The sequence below is a fragment of the Dorea ammoniilytica genome (assembly GCF_025567415.1).
In the GTDB taxonomy this organism is placed as follows: Bacteria; Bacillota; Clostridia; order Lachnospirales; family Lachnospiraceae; genus Claveliimonas; species Claveliimonas ammoniilytica.
In genome coordinates, this window is the sequence record NZ_JAOQJV010000002.1 from 109,415 (window position 1) to 130,105 (window position 20,691).

The 20,691-nt window shown below is 47.5% G+C and carries 22 protein-coding genes; 20 read left to right on the top strand and 2 right to left on the bottom strand.

Annotated elements, in window-relative coordinates; translation table 11 throughout:
• Nucleotides 1-98 precede the first annotated feature (98 nt).
• The 7 genes from trkA to smpB all read left to right on the top strand — a co-directional run bounded on the left by trkA (nt 99) and on the right by smpB (nt 8,753).
• On the top strand, nt 99-1,457 hold the full coding sequence (trkA, locus tag OCV65_RS02585) for a Trk system potassium transporter TrkA (RefSeq protein WP_118382429.1): 1,359 nt from the start codon (nt 99-101) through the stop codon (nt 1,455-1,457).
• Between the two features lie 16 nt (nt 1,458-1,473).
• Nucleotides 1,474-2,928 (top strand): TrkH family potassium uptake protein, encoded by a 1,455-nt coding sequence (locus tag OCV65_RS02590; protein ID WP_262580871.1) that lies wholly within the window; start codon nt 1,474-1,476, stop codon nt 2,926-2,928.
• A 159-nt stretch (nt 2,929-3,087) separates the two neighbouring features.
• A complete protein-coding gene (glmM, locus tag OCV65_RS02595) occupies nt 3,088-4,434 on the top strand; it encodes a phosphoglucosamine mutase (RefSeq protein ID WP_262580872.1) in 1,347 nt (448 codons plus the stop codon).
• 49 nt (nt 4,435-4,483) lie between these two features.
• Nucleotides 4,484-5,797 (top strand): phosphopyruvate hydratase, encoded by a 1,314-nt coding sequence (gene eno, locus OCV65_RS02600; protein ID WP_262580873.1) that lies wholly within the window; start codon nt 4,484-4,486, stop codon nt 5,795-5,797.
• A 29-nt stretch (nt 5,798-5,826) separates the two neighbouring features.
• A complete protein-coding gene (secG, locus tag OCV65_RS02605) occupies nt 5,827-6,069 on the top strand; it encodes a preprotein translocase subunit SecG (RefSeq protein WP_118382433.1) in 243 nt (80 codons plus the stop codon).
• Nucleotides 6,070-6,142: 73 nt separating this feature from the next.
• The gene (gene rnr, locus OCV65_RS02610) at nt 6,143-8,299 is read left to right on the top strand and encodes a ribonuclease R (protein ID WP_262580874.1); all 2,157 of its coding nucleotides are present in this window, start codon (nt 6,143-6,145) and stop codon (nt 8,297-8,299) included.
• Nucleotides 8,286-8,753 carry an SsrA-binding protein SmpB gene (smpB, locus tag OCV65_RS02615; protein WP_118452148.1) on the top strand — a complete coding sequence of 156 codons (468 nt, stop codon included), beginning with the start codon at nt 8,286-8,288 and terminating at the stop codon, nt 8,751-8,753. The genes rnr and smpB overlap by 14 nt, the downstream gene beginning before the upstream one ends.
• A 701-nt stretch (nt 8,754-9,454) precedes the next feature.
• Here the strand turns inward: smpB and OCV65_RS02625 are convergent.
• Both OCV65_RS02625 and OCV65_RS02630 read right to left on the bottom strand, forming a co-directional pair.
• Nucleotides 9,455-11,056: a recombinase family protein gene (locus tag OCV65_RS02625; protein ID WP_317258768.1), complete on the bottom strand. Its 1,602-nt coding sequence runs from the start codon at nt 11,054-11,056 to the stop codon at nt 9,455-9,457.
• 39 nt (nt 11,057-11,095) lie between these two features.
• Nucleotides 11,096-11,455, bottom strand: a complete 360-nt coding sequence (locus tag OCV65_RS02630; protein ID WP_262580875.1) for a hypothetical protein — start codon at nt 11,453-11,455, stop codon at nt 11,096-11,098.
• A gap of 256 nt (nt 11,456-11,711) precedes the next feature.
• Here OCV65_RS02630 and OCV65_RS02635 point away from each other — a divergent pair, with 256 nt between their 5' ends.
• The 13 genes from OCV65_RS02635 (at nt 11,712) to OCV65_RS02695 (ending at nt 20,688) form a co-directional block, all read left to right on the top strand.
• Complete coding sequence (locus OCV65_RS02635; protein WP_147567713.1) at nt 11,712-11,903, top strand: hypothetical protein; 192 nt, start codon at nt 11,712-11,714, stop codon at nt 11,901-11,903.
• Between the two features lie 97 nt (nt 11,904-12,000).
• Entirely contained in the window at nt 12,001-12,666 is a 666-nt protein-coding gene (locus tag OCV65_RS02640) for a transglycosylase SLT domain-containing protein (protein ID WP_055304116.1), read from the top strand.
• 43 nt (nt 12,667-12,709) lie between these two features.
• Entirely contained in the window at nt 12,710-12,862 is a 153-nt protein-coding gene (locus tag OCV65_RS02645; protein ID WP_262580876.1) for a hypothetical protein, read from the top strand.
• Nucleotides 12,852-13,250: a PDDEXK family nuclease gene (locus tag OCV65_RS02650; protein ID WP_055304120.1), complete on the top strand. Its 399-nt coding sequence runs from the start codon at nt 12,852-12,854 to the stop codon at nt 13,248-13,250. The genes OCV65_RS02645 and OCV65_RS02650 overlap by 11 nt, the downstream gene beginning before the upstream one ends.
• Nucleotides 13,244-14,647, top strand: a complete 1,404-nt coding sequence (locus OCV65_RS02655) for a DEAD/DEAH box helicase (protein ID WP_055304122.1) — start codon at nt 13,244-13,246, stop codon at nt 14,645-14,647. Before OCV65_RS02650 ends, OCV65_RS02655 begins: the two co-directional genes overlap by 7 nt.
• Nucleotides 14,638-17,145: an ERF family protein gene (locus OCV65_RS02660; RefSeq protein ID WP_055304124.1), complete on the top strand. Its 2,508-nt coding sequence runs from the start codon at nt 14,638-14,640 to the stop codon at nt 17,143-17,145. Before OCV65_RS02655 ends, OCV65_RS02660 begins: the two co-directional genes overlap by 10 nt.
• Nucleotides 17,145-18,179 (top strand): YqaJ viral recombinase family protein, encoded by a 1,035-nt coding sequence (locus tag OCV65_RS02665; protein WP_227070039.1) that lies wholly within the window; start codon nt 17,145-17,147, stop codon nt 18,177-18,179. The genes OCV65_RS02660 and OCV65_RS02665 overlap by 1 nt, the downstream gene beginning before the upstream one ends.
• Nucleotides 18,180-18,192: 13 nt before the next feature.
• The gene (locus tag OCV65_RS02670) at nt 18,193-18,432 is read left to right on the top strand and encodes a hypothetical protein (RefSeq protein WP_055304127.1); all 240 of its coding nucleotides are present in this window, start codon (nt 18,193-18,195) and stop codon (nt 18,430-18,432) included.
• A 13-nt stretch (nt 18,433-18,445) separates the two neighbouring features.
• A complete protein-coding gene (locus OCV65_RS02675; protein ID WP_055304129.1) occupies nt 18,446-18,955 on the top strand; it encodes a hypothetical protein in 510 nt (169 codons plus the stop codon).
• A gap of 55 nt (nt 18,956-19,010) precedes the next feature.
• Complete coding sequence (locus OCV65_RS02680; RefSeq protein WP_055304131.1) at nt 19,011-19,277, top strand: DUF3310 domain-containing protein; 267 nt, start codon at nt 19,011-19,013, stop codon at nt 19,275-19,277.
• On the top strand, nt 19,231-19,707 hold the full coding sequence (locus tag OCV65_RS02685) for a hypothetical protein (RefSeq protein ID WP_262580877.1): 477 nt from the start codon (nt 19,231-19,233) through the stop codon (nt 19,705-19,707). The genes OCV65_RS02680 and OCV65_RS02685 overlap by 47 nt, the downstream gene beginning before the upstream one ends.
• A gap of 82 nt (nt 19,708-19,789) precedes the next feature.
• Entirely contained in the window at nt 19,790-20,131 is a 342-nt protein-coding gene (locus tag OCV65_RS02690; RefSeq protein ID WP_015554722.1) for a nucleoside triphosphate pyrophosphohydrolase family protein, read from the top strand.
• A complete protein-coding gene (locus OCV65_RS02695; protein WP_262580878.1) occupies nt 20,128-20,688 on the top strand; it encodes a hypothetical protein in 561 nt (186 codons plus the stop codon). Before OCV65_RS02690 ends, OCV65_RS02695 begins: the two co-directional genes overlap by 4 nt.
• The last annotated feature ends 3 nt before the right edge of the window (nt 20,689-20,691 follow it).

The window sequence follows — 20,691 nt, forward strand, 5'->3', positions numbered from 1 at the left end:
GGATTGCCTTTCTGGAACGAATTGCTATAATGGAGTATAGATTTAATATAGGATAGTAGGCTTGTGAGCCAGGCATGAGAGTGTCGATGGAGGATAAAATGAAGATATTGATTGCTGGTGATGGTAAAGTTGGAGCATCACTGACCCGGGAACTGACAGCAGCCGGGTATGATATTACACTGATTGATTCGAAGCAGAATGTGTTGGATAGTAGTATTGAGCGATTTGATGTGATGGCGATTCGGGGTAATTGCGCATCTATGGAAATACTGGAAGAAGCAGGCGTTAAGGATGCGGATCTTCTGATCGCGGTGACAAGTGCGGATGAAGTTAATTTGTTGTGCTGTCTTACAGCGCATGGTATGAATCCTGATATTCATACGATTGCACGTATCAGGAATCCGGAATACAGCAAGCAGATTTATCGGATGCGTGGGATATTTGCGCTGTCATTGTCAGTGAATCCGGAGAAGCAGGCTGCGATTGAGATTGAGCATCTGCTGAAATACCCGGGATTCCTGAAGAGAGATTCTTTCGCAAAGGGAAGGCTTGAGATTGTAGAACTGAGAATTGGTTCGGACAGTAAGCTGAAGGATCTGGCATTGAATGATTTGGATTCCGTAGCAAAATGCAAAGTACTGGTATGCGTTGTATTGAGAAAAGGCAAGGTAATTGCACCGGATGGCAATTTCGTATTGCAGGAAGGCGACCGTATCTTTGTTACGGCACCGACCGATAATCTGACGATATTATTGAAGAATCTGGGCATTATTACGCATAAGGTACGTCGCGTTATGATCTGTGGCGGTGGTAAAGTCAGCTATTATCTTGCTGAGAGACTGAAGAAGAGTGGTATGATCGTGCAGATCATTGAACAGGATTATGAGAAATGTCTGGATTTGGCGAAGCGTTTGCCGGGAGCCAGCATTATCCATGGAGATGCCAGCAATCAGGCACTGCTGGAGAGCGAAGGCATCCAGGATTGCGATGCGCTGATTACGATGACTGGCATGGATGAGCAGAATATCATCATTTCTTTATATGGTAATAACTGTGGCGTGCCGCAGGTGATCACGAAGGTAGGACATCTGGATCACACCAAGATTATCGAGAATCTTCCTATAGGAAGTATTGTGAGTCCGAAGGAGCTGTGTACCAATGCAATCGTACGTTATGTGCGTGCAATGCATAATCAGGAAGGTGCTGCGATTACGGTGTACGGTATCGCGGATGGTCAGGCAGAAGCACTGGAATTTCTCGTGGAGAAGGATACCAGATACTGTGGAGTGCCATTGAAGAACATGGAGACGAAAAAGAATATCCTGATCGCAGGTATTTCTCATAAGGCGAGGACAGAGGTGCCGGATGGAGAGTCCAGCTTTGAGGTGGGCGATACGGTAGTTGTTGTATCCGGTCGTGACGAAGTACTATATCAGTTGGATGATATATTTGAATAGGTGAGGAGACGTCATTATGAACTATAAGATGGTTGGGCGTTTTCTGGCCCAGATATTGACTGTGGAAGGTTTGTTTATGATTCCGGCGGTGATCATCGGCTATGTATGCGGAGAAGATAATGCCATGCAGGCACTGCTTTGGAGTATTCTGATCATTGCAGTGGTGGTTGCGTTTTTAAGGCTTACCTGCAGGCATGCGGCAAGTGGATTCTACGCAAAAGAAGGTTTGGCGTGCGTAGGACTTGGATGGATCGGTATGTCATTATTTGGTGGACTTCCATTCTTTATCGCTCGCGAGATTCCGAACTATGTGGATGCATTATTTGAAATCGTATCCGGATTTACTACAACCGGATCATCCATTTTACCGGCAGTAGAAGACATGTCCCAATGTCTGTTGTACTGGAGAAGCTTCAGCCACTGGCTGGGCGGTATGGGTGTGCTGGTGTTCCTGCTTGCGATTGTGCCGGCAGGAGGCAAGGGCAGAGGCTATACGATGCACATTCTTCGTGCGGAAAGCCCGGGACCGGTCGTTGGTAAACTGGTTCCTAAGATGAAGGATACAGCGAAGATCCTGTATCTGATCTATATTTTGCTGACGGTCATTAATATTATTTTCCTGTTGGCTGGTCATATGCCGGCATTTGATGCATTTTGTACTGCGTTCGGTACAGCCGGAACCGGTGGTTTTGGTATTAAGAACGACAGCATAGCAGGTTATAGTCCGTATCTGCAGAATGTAACGACTGTATTCATGCTGTTATTCGGAGTGAATTTCTCCTGCTATTATCTGCTTTTGATCAGGCAGTTCAAGGCAGTGTTCTTTGATGAAGAATTACGGTTATATCTTGGCGCTGTGCTTGGAAGTACGGCGCTGATTGTGTGGAACCTGCGAGGATTCTACGGATCTCTGGGTGAGACTATACGGCATGCGGCATTCCAGGTGTCCAGTATTATTACGACCACTGGATTTGCTACGACGGATTTTGATAAATGGCCCGGATTTTCCAAGGCGATCATATTGTCGCTGATGGTACTCGGAGCGTGTGCAGGAAGTACCGGAGGAGGTCTGAAATGCGGACGCGCGCTGATCTTGCTGAAGAGTGCACATCGTAATATCCGTAAAGTTCTGCATCCACAGAAAGTGCAGGTAGTGCGCAACAACGGTCGTATGGTGGACGAGAAGATTGTGGCAAGCATCAATGCGTACATGGCTATCTATGTGATCATTGTGATCTTAAGTTTCCTGATGATATCCATTGACGGATTTTCGGTGGAGACGAATCTCTCGGCAGTGCTTGCATGTTTTAACAATATAGGACCGGGACTGGATGCTGTAGGACCGACCTGTAACTTTAGCGCATACAGCATTTTCTCCAAATTAGTACTGATCGGAGATATGCTGGCAGGTCGACTGGAGATATTCCCGATATTGATCCTGTTATCAAGATCTGCGTGGAGCCAGAGATAAGTGCATCATAACTGGATTTTGTTGCAATATTATATCAGCTGGGAGTCAATCCCCCAGCTGATATAGCCTCCGGCAGGATTGCAGAGGCATTCTCGAAAAAGTTTACCGTATAAACGGAACTGTATAGATACATTAATAAGGATAGTAAGGAGAAGAATTATGGGTAAGTATTTTGGAACAGACGGCTTCCGTGGTGAAGCCAATGAAGTGCTGACAGTGGAGCATGCCTTCAAAGTGGGACGTTATATCGGATGGTATTACGGACAGGAACATCGCGCAAGAGTCGTGATCGGTAAGGATACCAGACGAAGCAGCTATATGTTTGAGTACTCGCTGGTTGCAGGTCTGACAGCTTCCGGAGCGGATGTATGCCTTCTGCATGTTACGACTACACCGAGTGTGTCTTACGTGACAAGAACCGAGGATTTTGACTGCGGTATTATGATCTCTGCCAGCCACAATCCATTCTATGATAATGGTATTAAGCTGATCAATCACAAGGGACATAAGATGGATGCCGATGTTGAGGCGAAGATTGAAGCATACATTGACGGAGAGATACCGGAGCTTCCACTGGCGAAGAAGGATCGGATCGGACGCACCACAGATTACTCTGCAGGACGTAACCGTTATATCGGATATCTGATTTCTTTGGCAACCAGATCTTTTGAAGGTAAAAAGGTAGGACTTGACTGTGCAAACGGAAGTTCATTTATGATTGCAAAGAGTGTGTTTGATGCGCTGGGTGCTAAGACTTATGTGATCAATAACGAACCGGATGGTCTGAATATCAATACGAACTGTGGATCTACTCATATCAACGTGCTGCAGGAGTATGTACGTGAAAAGGGACTGGATGTAGGATTTGCTTACGATGGAGATGCGGATCGCTGTATCGCAGTGGATGAGAACGGCAATGTCGTAGACGGTGACCTGATTCTGTACGTATGTGGTAAATATCTCAAAGAAACAGGACGTCTGAATGGTGATGCGATCGTGACAACGGTAATGTCCAATCTCGGATTATACAAAGCCTGCGATAAAGTGGGCATGAAATATGAGAAGACCGCTGTTGGTGACAAATACGTATACGAGAACATGGTAAAGAATAATTATTCTCTGGGCGGTGAACAGTCCGGACACATTATTTTCAGCAAGCATGCGACGACCGGAGACGGTATCCTGACTTCTCTGATGATTATGGAAGTTATGCTGGAGAAGAAGATGACCCTTGGCCAGCTTACAGAGCCTGTACGCATTTACCCGCAGCTTCTGAAAAATGTGCGTGTTACAGATAAGAAGACTGCCCGTGAGAATCCGGCAGTGCAGGCAGCAGTTAATGCAGTGGCAGAGACGCTGGGTGATGACGGACGTATTCTGGTGCGTGAGAGCGGTACAGAGCCTGTGATCCGTGTCATGGTAGAAGCAACGACGGATGAACTGTGTGAGAAATACGTAGATCAGGTGATCGATGTGATTCGCGCAGAAGGTCTGGTTGTGGGATAGAACGAACGGAATCTGGAAATAATACCTCCTGTAATAGGAGGTATTTTTTATGGATAAATATGTACCGATCAGAGATGTATATGCGAGAGAAATCCTTGATTCGCGAGGGAATCCTACGATCGAGGTGGAGATACTGGCTGGAGAGAAAACCGTGGGGTGTGCAAGTGTACCGTCGGGTGCGTCCACCGGGAAATATGAAGCAATCGAACTGCGTGACGGAGAGGCACGTTACATGGGAAAAGGTGTGGAGCACGCGGCTGACCATGTGAATGCACAGATCGCGCCGGAGATCGTGGGGATGAATGTACTGGACCAGAGAGGGCTGGATGAGGTGCTGAAGAGACTTGACGGCAGCAGGAATAAAGGGAAACTTGGCGCTAATGCAATTCTCGGGGTGTCGATGGCAGCGGCGAGAACGGCAGCAAAAATATCCGAACGTCCATTGTACACGTATCTTGGCGGTGTACAGGCGAGAACATTGCCGGTTCCGATGATGAATATTATGAACGGTGGCAGGCATGCGGACAACACGATTGACATTCAGGAATTTATGATCCTGCCTGTGGGTGCACCGGATTTCCGGGAAGGTGTAAGGATGTGTGCGGAGATCTACCAGAGCCTGAAAGCGCTGCTTGGGCAGCGCGGCTGTAACACGGCGGTAGGAGATGAAGGGGGTTTTGCACCGGATCTTCCGGATGCGAAAGAGGCACTGAGCATGTTAATGGATGCCTGCAAGATGGCAGGGTATCAGCCGGGAAAGGATATGTTGTTTGCGCTGGATGTGGCAGCGTCTGAGCTCTATGATGAGAAGCTGAATGCTTATGTGTTTGACGGCGAGAGCCGGATGCATGGACAGAAGGTTCTGCGCACGACAGATCAGATGATCGCGTATTATGAGGAACTGCTTGCGGAGTTCCCGATATATTCGATCGAAGATCCGCTAGACGAAGAAGATTGGGAAGGATGGGTCAAGATGACCGCGCATCTTGGCGAAAATGTATATTTGGTAGGAGATGATCTGTTTGTGACGAATACCGAACGTCTGAAGAAAGGGATAGAACTTGGCGCAGCCAATGCGATCCTCGTGAAGATCAATCAGATCGGAACGTTAAGCGAGGCATTTGATGCGGTGGAAATGGCACACCGGGCAGGCTGGCAGGCAATCATATCCCATCGTTCGGGAGAGACTGTGGATACGATGATTGCGGATATTGCGGTCGCATTTAACACGGGGCTTATCAAGTCCGGTGCACCGTGCAGATCAGAGCGTGTAGAGAAATATAACCGCCTCATGAGGATTGAGGAAATGTTGGGAAAGACAGCAGATTTTCCTTGCTATATGGACACTCCTGTGCTAAAATAATTATGTTTAATCCGCAGGAGGTGTGAATCGTGGAAATTTTGAAGACCGTATTAATGATTTTACTTGCAATCGATTGTATTGCACTGACAATAGTTGTATTATTACAGGAAGGTAAGTCGGCAGGACTCGGAACTATCGGAGGTATGGCTGATTCTTACTGGGGACAGAACAAAGGACGTTCTATGGAAGGTACTTTAGTGAAGGTTACCAGAGTGCTCGCAGTATTATTTATCCTGCTTGCGCTGGCATTGAATCTGAAGGTATTTGCATAAGAAGATGAATTTGGATGTAAGGCACTCTTGTAATAAGGGTGCCTATTCTTATGTGCAGAAGTTAGGAGAGAAGATGGACCAGACATTTGAGAAGAGAAAAAAGATTATATATGAATTTATATGTGATGATATGTATGTGCCGATGAAGCTGAAGGAGCTTGCTATTCTGCTGCAGGTGCCGAAGGAGCAGCGCAGTGAGCTGAAAGCGGTCATGGATGCACTGGAGGCAGAGGGCAAGGTGCATGTATCTCAGAAGGGAAAGTATCTCAAGGGAGTAGGACGGACGCTGCGCGGTGTCTATCAGGCACATCCGCGAGGATTTGGCTTTGTAACGATAGAAGGGGAGACAGATGATATCTTTATCCCGGAGAAGGAGACCAATGGAGCACTTCACGGAGATACGGTGGAGATTCTGTTAACTGCTTCGCCGGAAGGAAAGCGTAAGGAAGGCAAGATCGTGAAGATCACAGAGCGCGGTACGGCAAAGATCGTAGGTCTCTATCAGGTGGCAAAGGGCAAGCATTACGGATTTGTGATCCCGGATAACCAGAGATTTCTGCAGGATATCTTTGTACCGGAGGAACGCGCAAAAGGCGCGGTAGACGGTCATAAGGTGGTCGTGGAACTGACGTCTTACGGTTCAGATAATGCCAAGCCGGAAGGTAAGATCGTAGAGATTCTCGGTCATGTGAATGATCCGGGCGTGGACATCATGTCGATCGTAAAGAGCTATGATCTGCCGGTGGAATTTCCGGAGAAAGTGATGAATCAGGCAGAGCGTGTGCCGGAAGAGGTCAGTGATGCAGATATGGCGGGTCGCAAGGATCTGCGTGAGTGGGTGATGGTCACGATCGATGGCGAAGATGCGAAGGATCTGGATGATGCGGTATCGCTTACGCGGACAGAAGATGGCAAGAACTGGATTCTGGGCGTACATATCGCAGATGTGGCGAATTATGTGCAGGAGCGGAGTGCATTGGACAGAGAAGCACTCCATCGTGGAACCAGTGTCTATCTGGCAGATCGTGTGATCCCGATGCTTCCACACCGTCTGTCGAATGGTATCTGTTCGCTAAATGCAGGCGTGGACCGTCTGGCAATGAGCTGCATTATGACAGTAGATGCCAAAGGAGATGTAATCGATCATGAGATCTGTGAGTCTGTGATTCGTGTTAATGAACGTATGTCTTACACCAGCGTCAAGAAGATCCTGGAAGATCATGATGAGGAAGAGACGACGCGTTACATTGATCTGGTGCCGATGTTTGAGGAAATGGAGCAGCTTGCCGGTATCCTTAGAAACCGCAGACATCAGCGGGGTTCGATTGACTTTGACTTTCCGGAGAGTAAGATCATGCTGGACGAGGAAGGACATCCGATGGAGATTCATTCTTATGACCGCAATGTGGCAACGAAGATTATCGAAGATTTCATGCTGCTTGCCAACGAAACGGTAGCAGAAGAGTACTACTGGCGGGAGATTCCGTTCGTATACCGGGTACATGAGACACCGGATGAAGATAAGATCAAGAAGCTTGCAATCCTGATCAATAACTTTGGTTATTCCCTGCATATTTCCGATGAAGTGCGTCCGGGGCAGATTCAGAAGCTGCTGGCGAAGATCCAGGGCACGCCGCAGGAGACGATGATCAGCAGACTGGCACTGCGCTCGATGAAACAGGCAAGATATACGCCGGAGAATGATGGACATTTCGGACTGGCGGCGCGTTATTATACGCATTTTACATCCCCGATCCGCCGTTATCCGGATCTGCAGATCCATCGCATTATCAAGGATGATCTGCGTGGTAGAATGAACGAGAAAAAGATGGAGCACTATCAGACGATTCTGCCGGAAGTAACCAGACAGGCAAGTGAGACAGAACGCCGGGCAGAAGAGGCAGAGCGGGAGACCATCCGCCTGAAGAAGGCTGAGTATATGGAAGCACATATTGGCGAAGTATTTGAGGGTGTGATCTCGGGCATTACCAACTGGGGCATCTATGTGGAGCTGTCTAATACAATTGAAGGACTGGTTCATGTTGCAAATATGTACGATGACCATTATGATTATTATGAGGATAGATACGAGATGGTTGGCGAGCACACAGGCAAGACGTACAAGCTCGGTGAGACGGTGTATGTGCGTGTGATCGATGCCGACTGTCTGACAAGAACCATAGATTTTGAGATGGCTGATGAAGGAGATATGGAAGATGGCGAAGAGTAATGGCAAGCTGATTGCCAATAATAAAAAGGCATATCATGATTATTTTATTCTGGATACTTACGAGACAGGCATTTCGCTGGCAGGTACAGAAGTAAAGTCCTTGCGTATGGGTAAATGCAGCATCAAGGAGTCGTTTGTAAGAATTGAAAACGGCGAAGTCTTTATCTACGGTATGCATATCAGCCCGTATGAGAAAGGCAATATTTTCAACAAAGATCCGCTGAGACCGAGAAAGCTTCTGCTGCATAAATATGAGATCAATAAGCTGCTTGGTAAGACCAAGGAAAAAGGTATCGCAATTGTGCCGCTGAAGGTATATTTCAAGGGAAGTCTGGTGAAGGTAGAGATTGGGCTTGCCAAAGGTAAGAAGCTGTACGATAAGCGTCAGGATATTGCTAAAAAGGACCAGCAGAGAGAAGCAAGCAGAGACTTCAAGATCCGTAACTTCGGATAGTTATCTGCTGAAAATGCGCTGAAACAGCCAGTGGCTGAACGGCGCTGCGGCAAACATATTCCAGAAGATCAGACCGAAGACAGTTCCCTGTAATTTGTTCTTTGGCATAAATATAACCTCCTGTTATATAAAAAATAAAGGCGTAAATCCAGAGACAGAATACGAATACGTATCTGTAATCTGGACTTACGCCTTTTTGCTGCTCGACTTAATTATTTTATAACTGTAGAAAAAGAAAAGTCAAGAGGAGGTTTCGACAATACATTTTTCGAATAAATGTTAGTACTGAAAATATGGTTGCCTGCCTGTTACCAATATGATAATATACAGACAGGGAAACCAAAGCCAGGCGGCTACCCTTCTTTTTCGGAGGGATAAAAACACCCTCCAGACGAAAGAAAGGAGGGCGATAAGATGATTACATATTCTGATCTGATTCAGTTTTGTATATTCATAGTTGCCCTTGTTGGTCTCTGTTATGAGATATTCAAGGGAAAACGGAAATAGCCGCCAACTACCGCAAATAGTTGACGACTATAAAAATTAGTTGACAATTACAATCGGGTAGCCGCTTGCGGTTTCCCTCTTTGTATGTTCAATATAGCACATCTGGCAGCAAGACGCAAGAGGATAAAGCAGTCCTGTTTGTGGACGTATCTTTATCTTCCATAATCTGCATTGCCTTTTCGCATCATTCATTTTCACAAACACATCCACACCATATCATAAAAATAACGGCACTGTATATGATATTCACACACAGCACCGTTATCATTTCGTTCTACTGAACAAGGATTGCATATCGAGTCCAACTTGTTCAGTCTTAGTGGAGCTGTGCGCTCAATATCCGAACTCGAGATAGTGAGCGTATTGTTCCCCGAAATGTTGAAAGTCAACACGAGCTTGCGTCCTTTGTCCCCATCATCGTACACATAAACCGAGTTGACAAGCGTGTCGATGATACGCCGCTGATACTCAACATCTTCTATATCACCCCTCTTGAACGATTCGAGCCAATACATGATTCGCTCCTTCGTCAAGAGGGGCTTTTTCATTTCCTCCCGGGCAATCTGCCCTTCGAGGTCTCTGCGTTCTTCTTCCAGCTCCTCAAGACGTTCCTTCGTTGTTGGTGTGATAATGCCTTGCTCTATTGCAGACATGAGGTTCTTGATTCTCTTATTGGTCTCCTTCAATCGTTCCTGTAAACCTATGAGAATGGAGGTGTCTTGAAGCTCCTTCTCAATCAGCTCCATAGCTCGAGTGGATATTTTTTCTATGTTTTCATCGGTGAGTACCTGTTGCACCGTGAACTCAACGACAGTCCGCTCGAGCCATTCTTTTTTCTCGACTTTCTTCTCGCAGTTATGCTTCCTCTTACGATTTACGCACTTGTAGTAATGGTGAACCTTCCCGGTCTTTGAAGTGCCACTCTCACCCACCATAGGCTCGCCACAGTGACCGCAGAAGACCTTTGTAGTGAGTAGATAGTCCTCTATGGCTTTGGCTTTTGCCCGGGCTGTATAGTTGTGCCGGAAGGTTGCTTGCACCTTATCGAACAAGGTCTTGTCGATGATAGGAGGTACTGCGTCCTCCAAGACTACATCATCGTATCGGTACACTCCAATGTATTTATCATTTCGCAGAATCCGGGACAAGCTGTTCTTATTGAAAGCATTTCCTCGGGAGGTCTTAAACCCATGCTCATTCAGCCAATTCACAATCTGCGTTTTGGACTTACCCTCTGCGTACATCGTGAAGATGGTTCTGACGGCTTTTGCACCCACTGGGTCAATCTCATACTGACGGTCGTTTCCTATCTTATATCCAAGCACAGGACTTCCCATAGCGATACCGTGGAGAGCGTTCTCTTTCATACCTCGCTTGATACTCCGGGCAAGATTCTCGCTGTAATACTCCGCATATCCCTCGAGGACTGATTCAAGAATGATTCCTTCCGGGGTGTCCGGCATTGGCTGTTTGGCGTAGAAAATCTTCACACCATTACGTTTGAGCTTTGCTTTATAGATGGCACTGTCGTATCTGTTCCGGGCGAAGCGGTCAAGGGTGTACATAATCACAGCGTCAAAATGCCCCTTCTCGCTGTCCTTGATAAGCCGCTGGAAGCTCGGTCGGTTGTCTGTCTTGCCGGAGATAGCCCGGTCGATATATTCGTCTACGACAATGAAGTCGTTCTTGAGGGCAAACTCGTGACATTCACGAAGCTGTCCCTCGATTGATTCTTCTCGTTGGTTGTGGCTCGAGTAACGAGCATATATTACCGCTTTGATAGTCTCACCTCCAATATCTTCTTTCTATATACCAAAGCGAAGGGAATGACCTTATCACACTGCCGCAGTTGTTCCCTTATCCCCCTCAAGCTCCTCACGGTTCTCAAATTCATAAGCCATAGACATGAACTCATGCTTCGCTCGCCGGGACAGTCCTCGGTAGATACGAAGAATGTCTTCCTCGTCTTCGTTGGCTGGTTTGGTCTCTTGTAAGTCTTCCTCGTCTGCGAAGAAGTCCATGACGGAACACTCAAGCAATTTTGCCATTTCCAGCATTTCGGATTCCTTCGGTAATGACCCTTTGGTGTTGATGGCTGTTGCGAAAGAACTTGAACCCTTAACAGCTTTGACAATGGCGGTCAGATTCGTGCCTTTTTCAGCACAGATACGATTGATATTCTCTGCGAATGTCATAGTGATTCCTCCTCTGCAAAAAATAAATTCGTAAAAACCGAATTTTCCTATTGACAATTCGCATAATAAGAATTAGAATAAGAACACGAAGTTCGGAAAATGCGAATTGGCAATAAGAAAGCGACCTCTCGAAAATGGCAGTTTTCGGGAAGTTATAGTTATTGATGGTCTTATAAGAATAATAACAATAATTCGCCTATTTGTCAATGGCAATTCTGATTTCAAGAATTTATATCGTGAAGGAGGTAAGAGATTCGTGGACATTAAAGAGAGAATGGCAAATGTGGGAATGACACAGGTAGACATGATACTGGAATTGCAGAAGCGAGGTTATGCAGTTCAGCCGCCTATGATGTCAAGTATTCTCCGAGGGGTTTATACCTATCCCAAGGCAAAGCAGATTCTCGCTGTTTGCAAAGAAATTCTCAAGGAACGTGAGAATGAATGAGCCTGTCAGAAGTACAGGTAAATGACCTCGCAAGACCCTTAGTGGGTATCATCACAAAGTTTTACGCAGACCCTAAGAATGAGGAGGATTTTCAGAAATGGCTACGCAATGTAGAGGAACGAAAACAAAAAGAATCAACAGACATAAGCTCGCTGTGATTCAAGCATATATCATCATCGGTACGCTGGTACTGATTGGCTTTATCGGTGGTCTTGTCGTAGGACGAGCTACCGCTCCGAAGAAACAAGTTACCGTAACGGAGACGGTTGAAGTTCCTTCCTACGAAGCCAATTCCCTCCCGGTTGCCGAAGAAGTTACATACTTCGATGTACCACTTTCACACAGCTTGCAGAGATACATCTACGAGGTGTGTGCGGACGAAAATGTTCCAGTGTCACTCATTATCGCAATGATAGACCAAGAGAGCAAGTTCAACCCGGAAGTGGTTAGTAAGACCGGGGATTACGGTCTCATGCAGATTAACACCATCAATCACGAATGGCTGGCAGAGGAATACAGAACAGCAGATATGCTTGACCCATATCAAAATGTTTTCTGTGGAATCAAGGTCATTGGTTCGTACATTCAGAACTACAATGACTACGGTTTAGCTCTGATGGCATACAACATGGGTGACTACGGTGCTAAGAAAGCATGGGAAAACGGTATCAAATCCACCTCATACAGTGAGAGCGTTCTTGCTCTCATGCAAAAGTATGAACAGGAGGTGAATGTAAATGCCACAAATGCTGACGCTAAGTAACGGCAGACCCGAAACAATCCTATCCCCGAAGGATTTTGAGGATTTGATTGATAAGCACATGGGTATGGATTGTGCCAACTACTATCAGAATCAGATAAAACAGCTTTCAGAACTCATTCGAGACCTTGACAGTTATGTGGACGATAAAGACGTTCACTCGACCGTCAAGGAGGTGCTGAAAGAACATGGCTACTAACCGAAAAATCGGTAACAGTTTTGAGACCGAGTTCTGTGAGCTACTGTTCCAGCACGGATTTTGGTGTCACAACATGGCGCAGAACGCCGCCGGGCAACCAGCAGATGTTATCGCTGTTAAAGGCAAAACGGCGTACCTCATTGACTGTAAGGTGTGTTCAAATAACCGATTTCCTCTCTCGAGAGTGGAAGAAAATCAGCATTTTGCTATGGAAACATGGAAAGCCTGTGGAAATGGCGAGGGCTGGTTCGCACTAAAGGTTGAGGACGAAATCATTATGATTCCTCACTTTTCAATGGTGGCTCTCTCCTATGAGAAGTCAGCTCTAAATCTGACAGACATTCGAGAGTATGGAACGCCGCTGGAAAGGTGGTTGAAGAAATGCTGATTGAAGTCTCAAACACACTGACGGTCGAGAACCCTACCCCGGAAATGGTGCTGTGGTGCAAGAGAAATCTAACCATACCAAACCCGGAATATGCGAAAAAATCTCGCATGAACTTATGGCTCGGCAACACGCCGAAAGTCCTGTCACTCTATGAGACCCGAGGAACAACGCTGGTGCTTCCGTTTGGAACACTCCGGCTACTACCGAAGGACATATCCGATAAGGCATTGTTCTTGAGCGAATTTGTTGCCCCTGTGGAGGTAAATTATAACGCCGATGTTCCACTCTATGACTACCAAGAAATCGCCGTACAAGCGATGGTAGCCGCCAAGTATGGGATATTACAGAGTGCCGCCGGAAGCGGTAAAACGCAGATGGGTATTGCCCTCGCCGCAAGGCTGGGACGGCGTACATTATGGCTCTGCCACACACTTGACCTTATTAAACAGAGTAAGGAACGAGCCAAGCTCTATATGAGCGAAGACCTCATGGGTACTATCACGGAAGGAAAAGTCAATCTCGGTAAGGGAATCACCTTCGCCACGATTCAGACCATGTGCAAGCTCGACCTCGCACAGTACCGGGACTACTGGGATTGCGTAATCACAGACGAGGTACACAGGGTCAGCGGCAGTCCTACCGCCGTGACACAGTATCAAAAAGTGCTGAACAGTTTATCGGCACGACACAAATACGGTCTGTCAGCAACGGTACACAGGTCAGATGGAATGATTAAAGCTACCTACGCCCTTGTTGGTGAGGTTGCCTATAAAGTCCCGGACGAAGCTGTGGCTGACAAGATTATGAAGGTAGGTATCTACCCTGTTGGTACAGGGGTGCAGATAAGCCGGGAAGCCCTTAACACGGACGGAACGTTGAACTACACCAAGCTCATTACATATCTTACCGAAAACGCCGCCCGGAATCAGCTTATTGCAGATTCCATTGAGCAGAGACCTTCTCTGATTCTGTCGGACAGGCTGAATCACCTTGAAACATTGATAAGTCTTCTCCCGGTTGATATGCAGAAGGACGCTGTGATGATAAGCGGCAAAATGACAACTAAAAAGGGCAAGGCTGAACGAGAACTGGCTCTTGAGGACATGAGGAGCGGCAAGAAGAAATACCTCTTTGCTACATATTCACTGGCGAAGGAAGGGCTGGACGTACCACGGTTGGAGCGTCTGTACCTCACCACCCCACAGAAGGACTACGCTGTGGTGACACAGAGTATCGGGCGTATCGCTCGTACCTTCGATGGAAAGTCAGACCCTATCGCCTACGATTTCGTGGACGATATAGCTTACCTCGTGAAGTCCTATAAGAAGCGATGTACGACCTATCGAAAGAACGGCTGTTACTTCGTAAAGGAAGGAGGGACAAGCCCATGCGATTGATTTCTTATGACTGTGAGGTCTTCGCCTATGACTGGCTCGTAACCCTCAAGGATAAGGAAACAGGCGTTTACACCTGTATTTGGAACGACAACGAAGCTCTGAAAATGGCATTGTCCGATGATTGTATCTATGTCGGTTTCAACTCGAAACACTACGACCAGTACATCATCAAAGCGATTGCCGCCGGGTTTGCCCCGGAGGAAATTAAAAAGGTCAACGATTTCATTATTGCCGGAGGGCAAGGCTGGCAGTGTCCGCTTCTCGATGGTATCTACTTCCGTTTCAGTAATGTGGATATTCGAGACGATACGCAACAGGGGTTATCCCTTAAAGCCATTGAAGGACACCTCGGTATGTCGGTTAAAGAATCCAGCGTACCGTTTGACATTGACCGTCCTCTGACCCCGGAGGAAAAAGCCGAGACGGAGTTCTACTGTAAACATGACGTTGATACCGCCGAGAGACTGATTGACATTCGTAAAGACTACTTGAAGAACAAAATCAACCTCGGTCGGCTGGCTGGTCTTGATGAAGTCAAGGCAATGGGTATGACGAACGCCAAACTGACTGCGGCAATGCTGAAAGCAACCAAGAAGCCACACGATGATGAACGCAAGTATGTCTACCCGGACAATCTGCGAAAAGAGTACATACCACCCGAGGTTTTCGCTTTCTTCGATAGAATGTATGACCTCTCCATTTCAGACAGTGAGCTTTTCAAAGGCAAGTTCAATCTGAACATCGGTGAGTGTCCTGTGACACTCGGGTATGGCGGTATTCATGGTGCAATCCCAAACTTCTTTTGGGAGGAAACCAAGGATAGAGGAATTTGGAATGAGGACGTAGGAAGCTACTACCCACACCTCTGTACCATCAATGGGTACACAAGCAGAAACATTCCGTCTCCGCAGATTTACGAGGACATTCTCGACCGCCGTATGAAAGCGAAAGCCGCTGGCGATAAGCACACGGCGAACGCTCTGAAACTGGTTTGCAACACCACCTACGGTTGCTTGCTGAATCAGTACAACGACCTCTACGACCCTCTCATGGGTAGGTCGGTCTGCATTTCCGGGCAGTTATATCTACTGGAACTTGCAGAGCATTGTTACCAAGAGATTGAAGGACTGCGAATTGTCCAGCTCAACACGGACGGTATCATGGTCGAGTGCGATAAGAAGGACTACGACACACTGACCGCTATCTGTGCTGAATGGCAGTCTCGTACAGGCTTTGACCTCGAGGAAGATACCGTTGTCAAGATAGCGCAGAAAGACGTAAACAACTACGTTGAGGTTCAGCCGGGCGGCAAAGCAAAAGCCAAAGGCGGCTATCTCGTGAAGGGTATCGCTCCGGCTGGTGCTTTCAATATCAATAACTCCTGTGTGATTGTGGCTACCGCCCTCAAGGAGTTCTTTGTAAACGGAGCACCTGTCGAAGACACCATCAATAGTTGCGATGATATTTTCCAGTTTCAGATTATCGCCAAAGCCGGGGCGAAGTACCGGGAAGCCTATCATGTGGTGGACGGTGAAAAGCAGTCCGTTCAGAAGGTGAACCGAGTGTACGCCACAGCGGACGAGAGATACGGAAAAATCTTCAAGGTGAAAGCCGAGGACGATTCCGAAGCGAAAATAGATTCTCTCCCGGAACACTGTATCATCGACAACGATAACGAGCTGTCCATTGACGAGGTAGACAGAAGCTTCTACATCGCAATGGCGAAAAAGCGAGTTGACGATTTCAAGGGTATCAAACCCGAAAAAACTAAAAAGCCAAGGAGGACAAAGAAAATGGCAACTACTACCAAGACCACAAATGTATATCAGAAGCTCCTTACTGCAAGGGCAAAGTTCCTTGAAGCGAACGTGGAGAAGACAGGAAAGAATATGCACCTGTCCTTCAAATACTTCGAGCTTGAGGACATTGTACCGACCGCTATCCGCATTTTCAATGAGGTTGGTCTTATCCCTGTGGTGAACTTCACCGCTGATGTTGCAACCATGAACATCATCAACACCGACAACCCGGAGGAATCCGTACCGTTCGTTGCTCCGTTCAATCAGATTGCTCCTATCGTGAGCAACGCTGGCAAACAGGCTACAAACGAAATGCAAGCTCTCGGTTCTTCCATCACCTATATGCGCCGTTACCTGTATATGATTGCGCTGGACATTTGCGAGAGCGATTCCATTGACGCAAATCTCGGCAATGGCGAGACTGCTTCCGCTCCGGCGGCAGAGAAGAAAGCCCCGGCTACTCCCGAGCAGAGACAGGAAGTGAAGGAGAATCTGACTGCTCCGGCTGACAATGCTTCTGCTTTACAGATTAAGGGTCTGAAAGCTGTTCTCAAGAAGCTCAAGGACGCTGACCCGAGCAAGGAGGAACTGATTGCGAACATCGCAGTACAGACCAAGGGATTCACGGAGATTTCCAAGTCCGATTGCGAGACGCTGATTCAGAAGATTACCGCAATGCTGGAAGGAGGGGCTAAGTAATGGCAGACATTAAGTGGCTCGAGGGCAATCGTATTCAGATTGCCCCTCCCAAGAGAACCAAGAAAATCACAGGTACTCGCTTCGCTACTATCCTCGGTCTGAATCCGTGGAGTACCGCATTTGAAATGTGGTGTGCGATTACCAAGACCTATGAGAAGCCCTTCGAGGACACTATCTACACGGTTGCTGGTAAGACCATCGAGCCGAAACAGGCTCGCTACATGGAGCAGTCCTACGGTATGGACATTGTTCGCCCTTCCGATGTGTGGGGTGAGGACTACTTCAATAAGACATGGGGAGATTTCTTCCCGGAGAGCAAACACCTCGGCGGTATGTGGGACTATCTGATGAAGGGTGAAGACGGCAAGACCATCGAAGCTGTTCTCGAAATGAAGACCACAAAACGTGCGGAGGACTGGCAGAACGATGTTCCCGAGTATTACGCATTACAGGCGGCATTATACGCTTACCTGTACGGTGTGGACGATGTGATTATGGTCGCTTCCTTCCTTGACGAGAAGGACTACAAAGACCCGGCGGCGTATCAGCCGACCGCAAGCAACACCATCACTGTTGAGTTCAAGGTCTCCGAGCGTTACCCGGACTTCGCAGACAAGGTAGCCGCCGTTGAGCAGTGGTGGGTTGATTATGTCGATACTGGTATCTCCCCGGAGTATGACGAGAAGAAGGACGCTGAAATCCTTGCGGCACTCCGCACCAACACCCTGTCTCCCGAGACTGACATTGAAGCTCTGATTGCAGAAGCCGAAGGTCTCAAGAAGGAGCTGGACGAGATTTCTGCTTCCACAGCAGACAAGGAGAAGCGTCTCAAGACCATCAATGACATTATCAAGGAACACGCTATGGGGCAGTTCCGTGACGGTGATAAGAAGGTCGAGGTCAAGGGTTCTACCTATGTGTGGACTGTCTCTCGTTCCGAGACTACCAGCGTTGATAAGGACGCTCTGAAAGCTGACGGCTTGCTGGATAAGTACAGCAAGAAATCTGAAACCTACCGTATGACGGTTAAATAAGGAGGACAAATTCATGGCAAACAGTAAGGAACTGACCGAACAGGTCATGGAACTGCATAAGAAGCAGACCGAGGAAATGAAAGCTCTCGAGGAACAGCGTGAGGAAGCTCTCAAGGTTGAGAAGTACGATGAAGCCGCTGTTGAGCTTCACAATATGTACAACAGCTATATCAAGGCTGGTTTCACCGAGGAACAGGCATGGAAGTTGACGGAAATCGTCTTCACCAACAGTACGAAAAAAGGAATTTTTTAAGGAGGACACTACAATGGCAAGAATCCCTATGACGAGCGGTTTTGTAATTATCCCGGAGGGAGAATACGTTTTCCGCATTTATGACGCAACCTATGACGAGGATTTCGGTCGTATCGAAATCAAGCTGGTAAACGCACAGGGCGCAACCCACACCGAGCGTTTCTCTATCAAGGATAAGAATGACGAGTACAACGAAAAGGCTCTGAACGCTTTCTCCTACTTCGCTAAGACGGCTATGAACGATTACACGATGGAGGACATTGACCCGGAACAGCTTATCAATCACTACATTCGTGCAGAGGTTGTTCACACCAAAGTTCCGAGCAACAAAGACCCGAACAAGGAAGTCACTTTCGCAAACCTCGGGGACAAGTCTCCGGCAGATGGTTTCGATACCGAGCCTGTCGCTCGTGCGCTCACTCTCGGTAATGGTAATAACGCCGCTCCGAAAGCCGCACCTAAGACACAGACCACTTCCGCTCCGGCTAAGACTGGACTGGATATTGACGCACTGTTGGGTTAAGCAATCAGCCGGGAGGGGCAAGCTCCTCTCCCGGATTTTTAATAGGAGGTGTCGCATGACAGATAATGTCAATCACCCGGCACATTATGAGACCGGGAAATTCGAGTGCATTGAGGTAATGCTCGAGACACAGGGCGTGGAAGCTGTTCTGAATTTTTGTCAGTGCAATGCTTTCAAGTATCTGTATCGTGCCAAGCGGAAGAATGGTCTCGAGGACATGAAGAAAGCCGTTTGGTATCTGAACAAATATATCGAATTGAAGGAGGGTCATAACTATGACGAAACGACAGTTGGTGAAATGGCTGGAAGCCAAACAGAGTGACGCAAAGGCAGAGGTCGAAATCCAGTACGCAACGGCTGAAAAAGCCTATTTTGCACAGAGAGACGAAGCTCTGAAAATCAATGAAACTGTGGACGAGGTGTTCCGTTTGATTTCGGAAGCTGATACGGTGGCGAACCGCTGGAAAGAAGCTCTCGAGAAGGTTGAAGGGATTGATACTACCTGTGGTTGGTACACCTCTTTGACAACGAAGCTCTCTGATTTGTCTGATAAAGAGAACATTCGTATGTACATTATGAAGGATTTCACGGACGGTACTGACGCTCTCCGTCAGTTGAAAGCAAAGCGTTCCGAAACCCTTCGTGAAATTGAGAAGAACTATATCAATGTGATTGCGAATGTGGAATCCATGAAGAACGCAAAGACGGCGGTTGAGTATCTTGAGAAGCTGGGTTCGACCTGTCCGCTCTGATTGAAGCTGACAATCACCCTGTTACTACCGCACTCACTGTGGAGGTAGATACCAAGTTTCTGTTTATCGGAGGTGAAAAGAAATGACAATCAATGAGTATCAGACCGAAGCTCTCCGCACTGCGGCTGGCATGAACCACCCGAACAATGACGAGATTCTTCTCAACGGCGTTATGGGTCTCTGTGGTGAATCCGGCGAGTGTGTGGACATGGTTAAGAAGTACCGCTTCCAAGGTCACGAGCTGGACAAAGCTCACCTCGCAAAAGAGCTGGGCGATGTGGCGTGGTATATCGCAGTTGCCGCCCATGCTATCGGCTATGACCTCGAGACGGTGTTGCAGATGAACGTAGATAAGCTCCGCAACCGTTACCCGAATGGGTTTGAGAAAGAGCGCAGTCTTCACAGACAGGAGGGTGACGTATGACACTGGCAGAACGTATTGAGAAATTCAATAACCTCATGGGTGACATTGTTCCCCCGGAGGTCAAGAAAGACCTGTTGGAGAAGGGATTCTTCACCGCTCCGGCAAGCACCAAGTATCACGGCAATTACGAGGGTGGTTTGTTCGACCACAGCTACATGGTAGCTCACTACCTCAAGAAGCTCACCGAGGATTGCCGCCTTGACTGGCAGAACCCTCGCTCACCTCTGCTGGTTGGTATGTTCCACGACCTCTGTAAGATGGACAACTACCAGCACCCGGTCATTGCTGAAACTCTCGGCGGCGAGGAAATCAGAGACGATTCCAAGTGGGAATACGCTATAGACACTCTGCTCAAGGGTCACGGTGATAAGTCGGTTATGGTGCTGGCACAGTATTTCAAGCTCACCGAGGAGGAAATCATGTGTATTCGCTATCACATGGGAGCTTTCTGCGATAAGTCCGAATGGAACGATTATACACGAGCAGTGCATAAATATACGAATGTTCTGTGGACACACCAAGCCGATATGCTCGCTTCTCATGTAGAGGGGGTGTGAGGT

Bases quoted from the DNA above. Each gene is read 5' to 3' on its own strand.
- trkA (WP_118382429.1), top strand. From the start codon at position 99: ATGAAGATATTGATTGCTGGTGATGGTAAAGTTGGAGCATCACTGACC.
- OCV65_RS02590 (WP_262580871.1), top strand. From the start codon at position 1,474: ATGAACTATAAGATGGTTGGGCGTTTTCTGGCCCAGATATTGACTGTG.
- glmM (WP_262580872.1), top strand. From the start codon at position 3,088: ATGGGTAAGTATTTTGGAACAGACGGCTTCCGTGGTGAAGCCAATGAA.
- eno (WP_262580873.1), top strand. From the start codon at position 4,484: ATGGATAAATATGTACCGATCAGAGATGTATATGCGAGAGAAATCCTT.
- rnr (WP_262580874.1), top strand. From the start codon at position 6,143: ATGGACCAGACATTTGAGAAGAGAAAAAAGATTATATATGAATTTATA.
- smpB (WP_118452148.1), top strand. From the start codon at position 8,286: ATGGCGAAGAGTAATGGCAAGCTGATTGCCAATAATAAAAAGGCATAT.
- OCV65_RS02630 (WP_262580875.1), bottom strand. From the start codon at position 11,455: ATGACATTCGCAGAGAATATCAATCGTATCTGTGCTGAAAAAGGCACG.
- OCV65_RS02640 (WP_055304116.1), top strand. From the start codon at position 12,001: ATGGCTACGCAATGTAGAGGAACGAAAACAAAAAGAATCAACAGACAT.
- OCV65_RS02650 (WP_055304120.1), top strand. From the start codon at position 12,852: ATGGCTACTAACCGAAAAATCGGTAACAGTTTTGAGACCGAGTTCTGT.
- OCV65_RS02655 (WP_055304122.1), top strand. From the start codon at position 13,244: ATGCTGATTGAAGTCTCAAACACACTGACGGTCGAGAACCCTACCCCG.
- OCV65_RS02660 (WP_055304124.1), top strand. From the start codon at position 14,638: ATGCGATTGATTTCTTATGACTGTGAGGTCTTCGCCTATGACTGGCTC.
- OCV65_RS02665 (WP_227070039.1), top strand. From the start codon at position 17,145: ATGGCAGACATTAAGTGGCTCGAGGGCAATCGTATTCAGATTGCCCCT.
- OCV65_RS02670 (WP_055304127.1), top strand. From the start codon at position 18,193: ATGGCAAACAGTAAGGAACTGACCGAACAGGTCATGGAACTGCATAAG.
- OCV65_RS02675 (WP_055304129.1), top strand. From the start codon at position 18,446: ATGGCAAGAATCCCTATGACGAGCGGTTTTGTAATTATCCCGGAGGGA.
- OCV65_RS02680 (WP_055304131.1), top strand. From the start codon at position 19,011: ATGACAGATAATGTCAATCACCCGGCACATTATGAGACCGGGAAATTC.
- OCV65_RS02685 (WP_262580877.1), top strand. From the start codon at position 19,231: ATGACGAAACGACAGTTGGTGAAATGGCTGGAAGCCAAACAGAGTGAC.
- OCV65_RS02690 (WP_015554722.1), top strand. From the start codon at position 19,790: ATGACAATCAATGAGTATCAGACCGAAGCTCTCCGCACTGCGGCTGGC.
- OCV65_RS02695 (WP_262580878.1), top strand. From the start codon at position 20,128: ATGACACTGGCAGAACGTATTGAGAAATTCAATAACCTCATGGGTGAC.